Origin of the sequence: Prescottella agglutinans (genome assembly GCF_004011865.1) — a bacterium.
GTDB lineage: Bacteria > Actinomycetota > Actinomycetes > Mycobacteriales > Mycobacteriaceae > Prescottella > Prescottella agglutinans.
On sequence record NZ_RKLP01000006.1, the window covers coordinates 231,260 to 244,710 of the forward strand.

The window sequence follows — 13,451 nt, forward strand, 5'->3', positions numbered from 1 at the left end:
CTCCGATACTTCGAACGATCTGTGGATGGAACTGGTCGTGATTGTGCCGGAAACTCAAGGTGCAGGTCTGGATTCAGACCTCGATGGGCGGGTACAGGCGCTCCATCGTGTACCGCCGGTTGCGGCGGACCGAGAGGGCGCTGACGGTGAGGCTCACGAGCAGGATGCCGGTGAGCACCGCGATCGCGATCCACAGTCGCGAGTCGACGTGTTCGGCGACGGTGAGCTGGCGAAGACCGTTCACCGTGTAGGTCATCGGGTCGAACGGATGGATGACCTGGAAGGGCGTCGCGGTCGTCGGGACAGGGTAGATGCCGCCCGCCGACACGAGCTGGAGCATGAGGAAGGCCAGGGTGACCACGCGTCCGACGGCGACTCCGAACAGCGCGTTGAACGCCTGGATCATCGCGAGGTACGTCGCCGAGATCAACATCAGGAACAGGATCGTGCCGACGACGTGTTTGACGTCCAGTCCGACGCCGAAGTGCACGACCGTGTACATGACGACCACCTGCAGGATGCCGACCAGGAGTGCCGGCCAGTACGACGCGAGCACTGTCCGGTACAGCCCGACACCGCCGACGGTGGGACGGGACTGCAGCGGGGTCAACAGCATCCAGGTGATGATGCCGCCGACGAAGAGTGCCAGCGAGAGGAAGAACGGTGCGAAGCCGGTGCCGAACGTCGGAGCCACGTTGGTGTAGTCCTGCTGGAGCGCAACCGGGGTCGACAGGGTCTCGGCCGTTGCGGTCCGCTGTTCGTCGGTCCAGGTCGGCACCTGGCCTGCGCCCTGTTGCAGCGCGGTGGCGAGTTCCTTCGACCCGGACTGCAACTGTTCGGTTCCGGCGGCCAGCTGGTCCGCGCCGCCGGCAAGTTGGAAGCTACCGTCCGTCAGCTGCCCCATGCCCTGACTGAGCGTCGAGGCCCCGGAGCTGAGTTGGTCGGCACCGTTGCGTAGTTGCCGAACGTCGGACGCGAGTCCGCCGTTCTGCAGCATGGCCAGGCCGCTCTGCAGGGGGCTGTTCGGATCGGTCAGCTGGTACTCGAGCGCCTGTGCGTCGGAATGGAGTGCCTGGAGTTCCCCACGGATGTCCGCCGCGGGTGCGGCCACAGTGCGGGTGAGCGGTATGAGTGCCGCGACGGCCTGCTGCACGATCGGGTCGGAACTGCGATTGAGGACGCTGATCACCTGTTCGACCGCCTGGACGGTCGGTGTCGGTGGTTGGTCGGCCGGGGCCCGGCTCGCGAGATCGGCCAGCGACTGGCGGAGCTGGGCGACCTGACCGCCGACGTCCGGCAACGCGCCCCCCTCGAGCGCGTTGAGCAGAGGGTCGGCGACGCCGTCGATCGCGGTCGCCAGCTGGGAGGCGCCCGCGGCCAGGGCATCGGAACCGTTGCGCGCCGTGACCATGTTGTCGGCGAGCGTGTGGGCGCCCGACGCGAGTTGATCCGCGCCACTGTTCGCCTGGTCGATGCCCGTGGCGAGCTGTTCGGCCCCGTCCGCAGCCTTCCCCAGGCCGGACCCGGCGCTCTGCAGACCGGTGAGAACCTGCCCCACCCCCTGCGCACCGATCGTCGAATTGACCTGGTTGATCACCTGTTCCGACGCGTCCTGACCGATGATGGTCGCGAGATAGTTGTTCGCGTCGTTGAAGGTGAAGACGAGGTTCGCCTTCTCGGGGTGTTCGCCGTTCGGTGACGAGACCGCGGCGCTGAAGTTTTCGGGAAGGGTGATCGTGTAGTAGTACTTGCCGTCCGAGAGCCCCTTCTCGGCGTCCTCCTGGGACACTTCCGCGAGGTCGAGTTGGCCGGAAGCGATGAGCGACTTCACGACCTGGTCGCCGGCGTCGAGTTCCTGACCGGCGGCGGTCTTGCCGGTGTCGTTGTTGACGATCGCGGCCGGAATCTTGTCCACGGCGCCGAACGGATTCCAGAAGGCCCACAGGTACATCGCGCCGTAGAGCAGCGGCATGAGGATGATCGTGATGATGGCGATTCGCGGCATCGTGCCACGGAAGTAGCGCTTCGAATCGCTGCCCAGGGAAATTCCTGCAAGCATCGGCTACCTCGACTCGGTCATGACGCCGATGTCACCGGCGTTCAGAAGCTGGTGCAGGTCCACGACGGCTCGCACCGAACTCCCCGGGGGGAGCGGGTTCACGTCGGCGGTGATCACGGACTGGCTCTGGCCCAGTGCCTCGAGTCTTTCCAGAACCTTGAGGCGCTCGTCGTCGTCGGCGATCCTGTCGATCCTGCCGACGACCAGCAGGGGTGGACGTCGCGTGTTGGCCACGGCGATCCGCAACAACAACTGCTGGATCTCGGGCAGATCGTCGACGAACGCGTTGAGCGGCGGCAGCGGGACGTCGCCGAACACCTCGCCGCACATCTCCTCGACACCGCTCGTCCCGACACGCGGGACGAACCGATACCAGGGGGAGTTCCACCTCAGTTGTTCGGTGACGAGATCGCGCACGGTGACCGATGGACGGACCTCGTCGAGTTCGTTGAGGCACGCGATGGCCGAGTTGCGGAACACAGCCATGGGTTTGTCCTCGAACCCGAGGACGGTGAGGGATCCGGCGGTCAGGCGCATCCGTCCGCACAGCGCCATCAACAGCGCGGTACGCGCGGCACCCGCCGGCGCCGCCAGCACGGTGACGCCACCGATGTCGATGTCGAGATCGAGCGGCCCGAACACGTGGCCCCACGGGCCGTGAAGTTCGATTGCTCTGGCGGACAACAAAGTTCCTGAGATCGGTTCCCACGGGGGCTGGTAGCCCTCGACCTGTGTTTCGACCAATTCGCACTCCACATTCCCTCGTCGTTCCATGAACGACGACATGTTCGGCTGCTGTCCCTGTCCCTCACTACTTCGAAATCGGCGTCGGATCGGCGGTCAGGCCGTCACAGGCTGTTCTTGACGACCTGGCCGTTCTTGACGATCACCGACAGGTACTTCTCCGGGTCGGCCAGCACGCTCAGGTCGTCGAGCGGGTTGCCGTCGACGAGGAGCAGGTCGGCCCAAGCCCCCTGCGCCACGACGCCGAACGGGGCGTCCCGGTACGGATCACGTTCACCGGCGAGCCGGAACAGTTGCGCGTTGCCGGAGGTCAGCATCCGCAGGGCGTCGACATTGCTGTAGAAATCGCCCAGTCTGGCCGCCATCTCGCTCTGTCGCTTCGCGAACTGCGGCTCGAGCAGCAGATCGGTGCCGAAGGCCACCTTGACCCCGTACTTCTGCGCCCAGCCGTAGATCCGGTCCACGCCGCTGCAGATCTGGCGGTTCTTCTCGGCTCGGTCGGCGTCGGGATAGTGGTGATCGTCCTCCGCGAAGGGCTGCATCGACAGCCAGACTTCGCGCTCGGCCATCAACTTGACGGTGGCCTCGTCGGACAGGTGGCCGTGCTCGATCGACTTGACTCCGGCCTCGATCGCACGCCGGATGCCGGTGACGTTGTAGACGTGCGTGGCGACGTAGGTGCCGTAGTCGGTTGCCGCGTCGACCCCCGCTCGCAGTTCGGCGTCCGTGAACTGCACGGTGTACAGCGGGTCGTACGTCGACGCGGCTCCGCCGCCGACCATCATCTTGATCTGCGAGGCGCCCTTCTTGAGCTGCTCGCGTACAGCAGCCAGGACGCGCTCCTCGCCGTCGGCGATCCGCATGAAACCGATTGTTTCCGAGCGATTCTCGGCACCTCCGAGAGCGGAGGGAGTGTCGTAGACGTTGCCGAAGTCGCCGTGACCGCTGGTCTGCGAGATCGCCGCCTGACACGGGTAGATGCGCGGCCCGGGGAATTGGCCGCGATCGATTGCGGACTTGATGCTCGCGGTGTCGCCGGCCATGTCGCGGACCGCGGTGAACCCTCTCATCAGCATGTTCTTCGCCTCGGCGACGCCGTTGAGGGTGATGTGCCCCTCCGTGCCCATGAGGAGGTCCACGTACGAATTGGCGTTGCCCACCAGGTGGACGTGTGCATCGCTCATCCCGGGCATCAGGACCCGGCCTCCGCCGTCGATGACGACAGTTTCCCTGCCGGGATCGTCCCCGATGGGGGAGGTCGACACGGCGGCGACCTTGTTGCCGTCGATCAGAACATCCCCGTTGCTCAGGTCTGCGGATACGCCGTCGAACACCCGGACGTTGCGAAACAGTAAACGCTTCTTGCTTTCCGGAAGAGTCGTCATACCTCGCAAAGCTAACAGCGGGTGCGTCGGGTCGCGCCCCGTCGATGACCGCCGGGTCGGAATTAACCCCCTACTTCACCCGTTCTCGAGGTGTCGGTGATCGCCACGGCGGCGGCGGAAAGACCCGTGACAAGTGACGGTGCGACGCAAAGGATTCCGGGCGCAGAACCGCCGATCCCGCTGCCCTCGGCAAATGCGTCGCGGCAGCGGCATCGGCGGTGGACCTGGGTCAGAGCGTCTCGACGGGCTCCCGCGCCGGGCGGCGTGGCTTGCCGAGGAAGATGACGGACGCCGCAAAGAAGAACACGGCTCCGACGAACGTGCCGGCGTTGGCGAGGGCCGCGTCCTCGACGCTTCCCGACTGGGTGATGAACGCCCCCGCGGCGGAGAGGCCGAATGCGAGTGAACCGAGGGCGTTGAACCAGGCGCTCTGCCAGTCGAGGGAGCGCGGAGCCCAGTAGTTCTTCGCCCGGACGAGCATCAGGATCGCCAGATAACTGCTGATCAGGAACGCAATCGAGCCCTCCGCGTTCGGCGTCCACACCAGGTGCTTCTCGCCCGCGATGGTGTGGGCGTGCAGGGCGGCCCCGGTGCTGACGTTGAACAGCACCGTGCCCAGGAACTGGGTGGCCGCGGCGAGCCATTCGGCGCGTATCGCGGGCTTGCCGGTGGCGGTGTCCGTCGTCGTGGCCGCGCCGCTGAGGATCAACTGTATGAACGCGGCGTAAGTGAAGAACCACGAGCCGACGAAGAAGGCCGTGTTGGCGGTGGCCGTGCCGAGGGCGGGCGCGAGCACCGGCGCCGAGCCCAGTGCGAAGAGCAGCGACCCGATCGTGAATCCCCACGATTGCATCCGCAGAGTCGGGTGAATCAGCATGTGCGGCAGTATAGGTCGCAATCCGCGGTGATACGCCAATTCGGGCGAACAGGGAGGCCGAAGCGTCGCTCGAATCAGACTGTTGTGCAGCACAAGACGATGGTGGAACGACGACTGGTCCTACAGCCGTTGGGATTACGTTCACCCGGGGTTCGCCGTGTCGACGGCGCGTCCGGTGCGCGCGGCGGCAGTTCGCGGATGCCGATCTGCTCGGTGCAACGTACCGTGGACTCATGAGCGGCTCGAACGTGACGGTGGTCGATCGCGGACCGCGCAGGATTGCCCGCCGGGTGACCGTCGACGCACCCGCGTCGACGGTGTTCGACCTGATCGCCGACCCGCGGCGCCACCACGAACTCGACGGCTCCGGGACGGTACGACACACCGTGGCCGGGCCGGACCGCCTCGACGAGGGCGCCACCTTCACGGTCGCGATGAAGATGTTCGGCGCGCCGTACCGGATCACGAGCCGGGTCGTCGACTTCGACGACGGGCATGTCGTCGAATGGAAGCACCCCTTCGGGCATCACTGGCGGTGGGAGTTCGACGAGACCACTCCCGGCCACACCGAGGTGACCGAGGTGTTCGACTATTCGATGGTCAGGTTCCCGCAGTGGGTGGAATGGATGGGCTTCCGCTCGAAGGACGAGCAGGGCATCACGGCGACCCTCGAGCGCCTGCGCGTGCGATACACCGACGGGTGACTCACAGCGGCGTGAAGTACGTCTCGCCGATCGCGAACACACCCCGCTGCGGCAGCCAGAATCCGCCGAGCCGGGCCTGTTCGGGAAGGGGACCCGGCGGGCCGACATCGACGCCGTCAACCGTTGCCCGGCTGCGTTCCACGGCCCACAGCCGGCGTGGATTGGCCCGGAAGGAGTGCCCACTCGGAGTCTCCCCGGTAAGCCCGATCCGTCCCACGCCGAGCAGTGGTCCGGCGACCCGGGACATCAGTGTCAGCACGCGGTCGTTGCGCCACAGCGCGGCGGGCAGCAGCGATCCGGCAGCGGTCATCGCGCGGGTGGCGAGGGACCGAGCCAGCGTCATCGACCAGTCGATCGTGTCGTCGACGGTCACGCCGAACGAGTTCGGTCCGGTCCAGGTGATGGTGATGTCCGCGGTTCGAGATTCCGCCAATGCCCGGCCGAAGTAGCGCGGGCAGGAGGACTCCGGCGCTGCGCTGATGTACATGACCCACCGGCCGGCCGGGTCCCGGTGCCACACCGAGTCGTAACCAGGGCCGATCGAGCTCGCGGGGAAGTGTCGGAGGGCGAGGTAGTGGCCGGTCGCGAACGGCACGCCCATCACGGCGTATCCGGCGAACCGCTCGAACTCGTCGCCCGGCGGGAGATCGGGCAGTTCTTCGGCAAGGGTTCGCGGGCTGATGCTCATGGTCGCTCCCGACGGTCGGCGGGCTTCCGGTCGGCGTGCGAGCCCGCGCGTACTGCATCGTCAGCGTAGGCACACCACCGTCCGTGGCGGTAGGGCCACGTCCGGCCGTCTCACACCGCGGTAGCGAGCGCGGCGGCGGCCGTGAAGAACAGGGTGGCGAACACGCGGCTGGTGACCTGCTGCTGACGCGGCGAGCGCAGCAGACGGAGCACGCGCGCGGCGAGGCCGGTGTACCCGGTCATGACGACGGTGTCCACGGCGACCATGGTGGCCGCCATGAGCGCGTACTGCGGCAGGAGCGGTGCGGTGGGGTCCAGGAACTGGGGCAGCACCGCCAGCATGAAGACGATCGCCTTCGGGTTGCTGGAGTTGATCAGGAAGGCCCGCAGCACCAGCCCCGCGGCGGTGGCCCGGCCGTCGTCCGGTGCGGCCTCGAGCGGTGTCGGTGCCGAGCGCCACTGCCGCACGCCGAGATACGCGAGGTAGGCGACGCCGAACCACTTCACGATCAGGAACGCCGTCGTCGATCCGGCGAGCAGGGCGCCGACGCCAGCCGCGACGACGGCGATCTGTAGGAGCAGTGCCAGCTGGAGGCCGAGGATGTTCCAGTACCCGCGTAGGAATCCGTGCTGCAGGCCGGTGGACATCGACGCGATCGCGCCGGCTCCCGGTGACAGACTGATCACCCAGCTGGCGCCGAAGAACGCCAACCAGACCTGCCACGACACGGGCGGAGAGTCTATGCCCGCCCCTGCCGTCCGGCCGCGGCGGGGCGGCTACGAACCGCCCCCGGAACCTCCCGACGATCCGGAGCCGACGCAGCTTCGCGGCGGATCGACGAGCGAGCAGAACGCCTCCGCCATCACGGGCCGGTAGTCGGCGGGTACGCCGCCGCCGGCGATGATCGTTCGGTAGGTCTCGACGGCGTCGGTCGGGCGGCGGGTCAGCGTCGGATCGGTGAGCGCATCGACCGTGTACAGGCCGAATCGCGGACGGTACGAACCCCACTCGTAGTTGTCGGTGATCGACCAGTAGTTGTAGCCGATCACGTCGGCGCCGTCCTCGCGGGCGCGCTCGATCCAGTAGACGTGATCGCGCAGGTGATCCGAGCGCGTGTAGCCGTCCGCGCGCGGCTTGCCGTCGTCGGTGGACATCCCGTTCTCGACGACGTACAGCGGCATGCCGGGCAGCTTGCGGTGGTAGGCCATGAGCGCGTGGTAGATCCCGTCCGGTTGTGGGACGACGTCGTAGAAGCGGTCGGTGGCCGCGGCGATCGCCGAGACGTTGTCGAGCGAGACGCCGTAGTAGTAGTCGATCCCGAGGAAGTCCAACTTGTCGGTGACCCGGTCGACGAACAACCCGTCGAGCGGGCCGAAGACGGCTGGGATGAACGCGAGGTTGCTGCCGACGCGAGCAGACGGGTCGAGTTGGTGGATACGGTCGTAGATCGCGCGGTGGGCGCGGGTCATGCCGTCGAACATCTTGTGCACATCGCCGAGCGAGATTCCGCCGAACGTCAGTTCGCGCTGCGCGTACGTCGTCGGCTCGTTGAACGTGATCCAGATCGCCCCGACGTCCTGGTAGCGGTCGACGACCTTCTCCGCGTTCGCGAGCCAGTCGTCGACGGTCCGGGGATCGGCCCAACCGCCGCGATCGGCGATCCAACCCGGATACACCCAGTGGTCGAGCGTGATCATCGGCGTCATCCCGTGGCTCCGGATGCGCCGGACGACGTCGTCGTAGTAGGCGAACTCGGCCTCGTCCCATGTGCCCGGGTTCGGTTGGACGCGGGCCCACTCGATGCCGAAGCGGAACACGTCGACACCCAGCGCGGCGGCGTTGTCGATGTCCTCGCCGTAGCGGTGGCGGAAGTCCACCGCGTCCCCGACCTCGTCGTCGGTCTTGCCCGACGCCGAGTACCGCGCCCAGTTGCTGTCGGGGGACGAACCCTCGGACTGGAAGCCGGAGGTGGCGACGCCCCAGAGGAAGTCGTCGCCGAGTGGTCCGGCGTGCGCGGCGGGAGCAGCGAGCAGCGTCGCGGCGAGGGCGACGATCGTGGAACGCAGGACGGCCTTCACGCTCACTCCTTCAGAAGACGGTGCCGACGTCGGCGGCCACGAGGGTGTCCATGCTGTGCTCGGCAAGTGCCGCGATCGTCATCGACGGATTGCACGCGCCGGTCGAACCGGGGATACGTGAGCCGTCGAGGACGTAGAGGCCCCGATGCCCGTGAACTCGCCCGGCGTCGTCACACACCGTGCCGAACGTGGCGCCGCCGAGCGGATGGAATGTGTTGGTGTCGAACGCATTCACGTCGGCCGCGACCACGCCGAACCCGGTGCCGACGATCTGTTCGATCCGGGCGCGGATCGCGTCGGTCAGTCTGCGGTCGTAGGCCTGGTCCCAGGTCAGGACGGCGTCGTCGCGATTCGGGTCGTAGTTCCACACCCCGAGGCCCGGCACGACGCCGTAGCCGATGACCGAGGTGGTGTGCACGTCGACGGGGAAGGGCACCGGGCCGGTGACGATCGTCAGCGCACCCGCCGGGTTGTCCCAGTCCTTGACGCCGACGCAGGCGGGCCCGCCCTGCCACGCGCCGGGGCTGCCGGCGGCGCGGGTGATCATGAAGATGCGATCGCCGTTGTTGCCCCACCCGGTGCCGACGGCGTCGGGCAGGTCTGGGACGAGGTTCTTCGCCCGCGCCTTGACGAGCAGGCGCGTCGTGCCGGGGGACGCGGCGGCCAGGAAGAGCGCGTCGGTGACGATGCGCTTGCGTTCGAGCACGGCGCCGTCCGTGCCGATCCGGTCGCAGTGCACGATCCACGTTCCGTCGCGGACGAGTTCGACGTCGTTCACCCGGTGCAGCGGTGCCACCTCGACCCGGCCGGTGGCCCGGGCCTCGGCGAGATACGTGACGTCGAGCGAGTGCTTGCCGCCGTTGTTGACCCCGTAGATGAGGTCGCCGTTGGTGTACGACGGGCGCATCTCGCCACGCAGTTCCCGGCGCGCGAACTCCCAGTCGATCGGCATCGGCACCCGGAACGTGTCGAGGCCCTGCGCCGCGGCCGCCTCGAGGAACTGCCGCGACGAGAGGTACTGCGGGCTGCCGAGGACGTCGTCCGGGATGGTGGCGATGCGTAGCATCCGTGCCACCCGCGGGTAGTACACCTCGTCCATAAGTTGGTAGTCGATCGACGACGACACGCACGCGGCGAAGTTCTCGCCGTCCGGCTGCATCGTCATGCCGTGGTAGACGAGCGACCCACCACCGACGCCCGCGCCGCACAGGACGTCCATGCCGTTGCCCGGGATGCGTTCCATGATCCCGGTGAAGGGCGCGAACACCGCCGGGGGCGCGCCGGTCATCACCGGGTGCGGCTGCAGCCATGCCGACCGCTGGTCGGGGGCGAACATGTGGGGGAAGGTCTCGGCGTTGGGGCCGGTGGGCCACCAGATGCCGCGCTCGAGGATCAGCGTGTCGACGCCGGCCCGCGCCAGGTGCCATGCGGCGATGGAGCCGCCGAACCCGCTGCCGACGACTACGGCGCGGCGCCGCTCCTCGGTCACCGGCGGGCCCGCCGGGGGCGCGGCCGCGGCCGGGTGCGCGGCGGCTGCGGCGAGGGTGGTGGCCGCAGCACCACCGAGGCCACCGAGGAACGCGCGCCGGGTCACCCCGGAGCGGGCGGACGTCGTGCGAGTCGGGTCTGGGATCACTGCGGCTCCCTGGCGTCTGTGGGTACGGGGTCTCGCAGGTCGCGACTCTAGGGTGGACACGTGTCCAGTGGGGTGTCTTTCGGATAAATCGCAGTTCAGACATGCCGCTCGCCGCCGGAGGTGACCCGTTCGACGCGCGCGTGGGGCCGGAGCGAAAGCAACTTGCACCTATCACGGATAATCGGTGTAAACCCCGTTCTCCAGAGAGGACCTCTCATGCTTGCCCGCACCGACCTTCGCGGTCGTACCCCTTCCACCGCTGAGCTCCGAGGCGCACTGCCTCGTGGCGGAGTGGACGTGGACGCGGTGCTGCATCAGGTCCGTCCCGTCGTCGAGGACATCCGTGACCGCGGCGCCGAGGCCGCCCTCGAGTACGGCGAGAAGTTCGACGGCGTCCGCCCCGCGACGGTCCGCGTCCCGCAGGCCGAGCTGGACCGCGCCCTCGCGGAACTCGACGCCGACGTGCGCGCCGCCCTCGAGGTCGCGATCGAGCGGACCCGCAAGGTCCACGCCGACCAGCGCCGCACCGACACCGTTACCGAGGTGGTGCCCGGCGGCACCGTCACCGAGCGCTGGGTGCCGGTCGAGCGCGTCGGCCTGTACGTGCCCGGCGGCAACGCCGTGTACCCGTCGTCGGTCGTGATGAACGTCGTGCCGGCCCAGGCCGCGGGCGTCGAGTCGCTCGTCGTCGCATCCCCGCCGCAGGCCGCGTTCGGCGGCCTGCCGCACCCGACGATCCTCGCCGCGGCCGCGCTGCTCGGTGTCGAGGAGGTGTGGGCCGTCGGCGGCGCGCAGGCCGTCGCGCTGCTCACCTACGGCGGCACCGACACCGACGGCTCCGAACTCGCGCCGGTCGACCTCATCACCGGTCCCGGCAACATCTACGTCACCGCCGCCAAGCGGCTGTGCCGCGGGCTGGTCGGCATCGACGCCGAGGCCGGGCCGACCGAGATCGCGATCCTCGCCGACCACACCGCCGATCCGGTGCACGTGGCCGCCGACATGATCAGCCAGGCCGAGCACGACGTCATGGCCGCGAGCGTGCTGGTGACCACCAGCACCGAACTGGCCGACGCCGTCGACAAGGCGCTCGCGGCCCAGCTCGAGATCACCAAGCACCGTGAGCGCGTCGAGACCGCGCTGCGCGGCAGCCAGTCCGGCACCGTCCTCGTCGACGACATCGCGGCCGGCCTGAAGGTCGTCAACGCCTACGCCGCCGAGCACCTCGAGATCCAGACCGAGAACGCGTCCGCCGTCGCGGCGCAGGTGCGTTCTGCCGGTGCGATCTTCGTGGGACCGTGGGCGCCGGTCAGTCTCGGCGACTACTGCGCCGGCTCCAACCACGTGCTGCCCACCGCCGGTTGCGCGCGGCACTCGTCGGGTCTGAGCGTCCAGACGTTCCTGCGGGGCATCCACGTGGTCGACTACTCGGAGTCCGCCCTTAAGGAGGTCTCCGGTCACGTCATCACGCTCGCCAACGCCGAGGACCTCCCGGCGCACGGAGAGGCCGTGCGTCTGCGTTTCGAGGCTCTCAAGTGAGCGCCGGGGTGATCCCCGGATCGGGCGTCGGCATCGACGACCTGCCCATCCGGGAGAGTCTGCGCGGCCAGTCGCCGTACGGGGCACCGCAGTTGACGGTGCCGGTGCAGCTCAACACCAACGAGAACCCGCACCCGCCCTCGCAGGCGCTCGTCGACGACGTCGCCGAGGCCGTGCGCGCGGCGGCCGCGGACCTGCACCGCTACCCGGACCGTGACGCCGTCGCGCTGCGCACCGACCTCGCCGCGTACATGACCCGACAGACCGGCGTCGCGCTGGACGTGTCCAACGTGTGGGCGGCCAACGGCTCCAACGAGGTTCTGCAGCAGTTGCTGCAGGCGTTCGGTGGGCCCGGCCGGAGCGCGATCGGCTTCGTGCCGTCGTACTCGATGCACCCGCTGCTCGTCGCCGGCACCCAGACCGAGTGGATCGCGGCGACGCGCCACGACGACTTCTCGCTCGACACCGCGGCCGCGGTGCGCGTCATCGAGGAGCGGCGTCCCGACGTCGTCTTCGTCACCAGCCCCAACAACCCGACCGGGCACAGCATCGGGCTCGAGGACCTGAAGCAGATCCTCGCGGCCGCACCGGGCATCGTGATCGTGGACGAGGCGTACGCCGAGTTCTCGTCGGTGCCCAGCGCCGTGGGCCTGATCGACGAGTTCCCGACCAAGCTGGTCGTGAGCCGGACGATGAGCAAGGCGTTCGCGTTCGCCGGTGGCCGGCTCGGCTACCTGGTCGCGGCGCCGGCGTTCATCGACGCGATGCTGTTGGTGCGCTTGCCCTATCACCTGTCGGTCGTCACGCAGGCTGCGGCGCGGGCCGCGCTGCGCCACGCCGACGAGACGCTCGGGAGCGTCGCCGAACTCGCGTCCGAGCGCGATCGCGTGAGCGCCGAGCTGACCGCGATGGGGTACACCGTCGTCCCCAGCGACGCCAACTTCATCCTGTTCGGACGCTTCGAGGACGCCGCCCGCACGTGGCAGCACTACCTCGACGAGGGTGTGCTGATCCGCGACGTCGGCATCCCCGGCCACCTGCGCGCCACGATCGGCCTGGTCGCCGAGAACGACGAACTGCTGCGCGTCAGCAGGAAACTTGCCTCCACCGAATTGAAGGGATCCCGATGAGCGATCGGATCGCGCGCGTCGAACGCACGACCAAGGAGTCGAGCATCGTCGTCGAACTCAACCTCGACGGCACCGGAATCGTGAACGTATCGACCGGAATCCCGTTCTTCGACCACATGCTGACCGCGCTGGGCGCGCACGCCAGCTTCGATCTGAACGTGCAGGCGAAGGGGGATGTCGAGATCGACGCCCACCACACCGTCGAGGACACCGCGATCGTCCTCGGCCAGGCGCTCGGTCAGGCGCTCGGCGACAAGCGGGGCATCCGCCGATTCGGCGACGCGTTCATTCCGATGGACGAGACCCTCGCGCACGCGTCGGTCGACGTCTCCGGGCGTCCCTACTGCGTGCACACCGGTGAGCCGGAACACATGCTGCACAGCGTGATCGGCGGCTACCCGGGTGTGCCGTACTCGACGGTGATCAACCGCCACGTGTTCGAGTCGATCGCCCTCAACGCGCGCATCGCGCTGCACGTGCGCGTGCTGTACGGGCGCGACCAGCACCACATCACCGAGGCCGAGTTCAAGGCCGTCGCCCGCGCACTGCGCGAGGCCGTCGAACCGGATCCCCGCGTGACGGGCGTGCCGTCGACCAAGGGCGCGCTGTAG

General features: G+C 68.4%; 12 protein-coding genes. 4 read left to right on the forward strand and 8 right to left on the reverse strand.

The features are described from left to right. Positions 1 to 73: 73 nt before the first annotated feature. From EGT67_RS13325 to EGT67_RS13340, 4 genes are all read right to left on the reverse strand, one after another. Positions 74 to 2,059, reverse strand: a complete 1,986-nt coding sequence (locus EGT67_RS13325) for a YhgE/Pip domain-containing protein (RefSeq protein WP_127916547.1) — start codon at positions 2,057 to 2,059, stop codon at positions 74 to 76. A 3-nt stretch (positions 2,060 to 2,062) separates the two neighbouring features. After that, positions 2,063 to 2,743 (reverse strand): hypothetical protein, encoded by a 681-nt coding sequence (locus EGT67_RS13330; RefSeq protein WP_241566014.1) that lies wholly within the window; start codon positions 2,741 to 2,743, stop codon positions 2,063 to 2,065. A gap of 164 nt (positions 2,744 to 2,907) precedes the next feature. Further along, positions 2,908 to 4,188 (reverse strand): metal-dependent hydrolase family protein, encoded by a 1,281-nt coding sequence (locus EGT67_RS13335; RefSeq protein ID WP_127916548.1) that lies wholly within the window; start codon positions 4,186 to 4,188, stop codon positions 2,908 to 2,910. Positions 4,189 to 4,417: 229 nt separating this feature from the next. Continuing rightward, complete coding sequence (locus EGT67_RS13340) at positions 4,418 to 5,065, reverse strand: hypothetical protein (RefSeq protein ID WP_127916549.1); 648 nt, start codon at positions 5,063 to 5,065, stop codon at positions 4,418 to 4,420. A 233-nt stretch (positions 5,066 to 5,298) separates the two neighbouring features. Here EGT67_RS13340 and EGT67_RS13345 point away from each other — a divergent pair, with 233 nt between their 5' ends. Then, the gene (locus EGT67_RS13345; RefSeq protein ID WP_127916550.1) at positions 5,299 to 5,769 is read left to right on the forward strand and encodes an SRPBCC family protein; all 471 of its coding nucleotides are present in this window, start codon (positions 5,299 to 5,301) and stop codon (positions 5,767 to 5,769) included. 1 nt (position 5,770) lies between these two features. Here EGT67_RS13345 and EGT67_RS13350 read toward each other — a convergent pair whose 3' ends face one another. The 4 genes from EGT67_RS13350 to EGT67_RS13365 all read right to left on the reverse strand — a co-directional run bounded on the left by EGT67_RS13350 (position 5,771) and on the right by EGT67_RS13365 (position 10,171). Further along, positions 5,771 to 6,457: a hypothetical protein gene (locus EGT67_RS13350; RefSeq protein WP_127916551.1), complete on the reverse strand. Its 687-nt coding sequence runs from the start codon at positions 6,455 to 6,457 to the stop codon at positions 5,771 to 5,773. Positions 6,458 to 6,567: 110 nt separating this feature from the next. After that, positions 6,568 to 7,185 carry a LysE family transporter gene (locus EGT67_RS13355; RefSeq protein WP_127916552.1) on the reverse strand — a complete coding sequence of 206 codons (618 nt, stop codon included), beginning with the start codon at positions 7,183 to 7,185 and terminating at the stop codon, positions 6,568 to 6,570. Positions 7,186 to 7,233: 48 nt separating this feature from the next. Further along, positions 7,234 to 8,535 carry a glycoside hydrolase family 1 protein gene (locus tag EGT67_RS13360; protein ID WP_127916553.1) on the reverse strand — a complete coding sequence of 434 codons (1,302 nt, stop codon included), beginning with the start codon at positions 8,533 to 8,535 and terminating at the stop codon, positions 7,234 to 7,236. 10 nt (positions 8,536 to 8,545) lie between these two features. Next, positions 8,546 to 10,171, reverse strand: a complete 1,626-nt coding sequence (locus EGT67_RS13365; protein WP_241566015.1) for a GMC oxidoreductase — start codon at positions 10,169 to 10,171, stop codon at positions 8,546 to 8,548. Positions 10,172 to 10,387: 216 nt separating this feature from the next. Here EGT67_RS13365 and hisD point away from each other — a divergent pair, with 216 nt between their 5' ends. From hisD to hisB, 3 genes are read left to right on the forward strand one after another with little or no spacing between them, the layout of a single operon-like run. Next, positions 10,388 to 11,710, forward strand: a complete 1,323-nt coding sequence (gene hisD / locus EGT67_RS13370; protein ID WP_127916554.1) for a histidinol dehydrogenase — start codon at positions 10,388 to 10,390, stop codon at positions 11,708 to 11,710. Beyond that, positions 11,707 to 12,840, forward strand: a complete 1,134-nt coding sequence (locus EGT67_RS13375; RefSeq protein WP_127916555.1) for a histidinol-phosphate transaminase — start codon at positions 11,707 to 11,709, stop codon at positions 12,838 to 12,840. The genes hisD and EGT67_RS13375 overlap by 4 nt, the downstream gene beginning before the upstream one ends. Further along, a complete protein-coding gene (gene hisB / locus EGT67_RS13380) occupies positions 12,837 to 13,451 on the forward strand; it encodes an imidazoleglycerol-phosphate dehydratase HisB (RefSeq protein ID WP_127916556.1) in 615 nt (204 codons plus the stop codon). Before EGT67_RS13375 ends, hisB begins: the two co-directional genes overlap by 4 nt.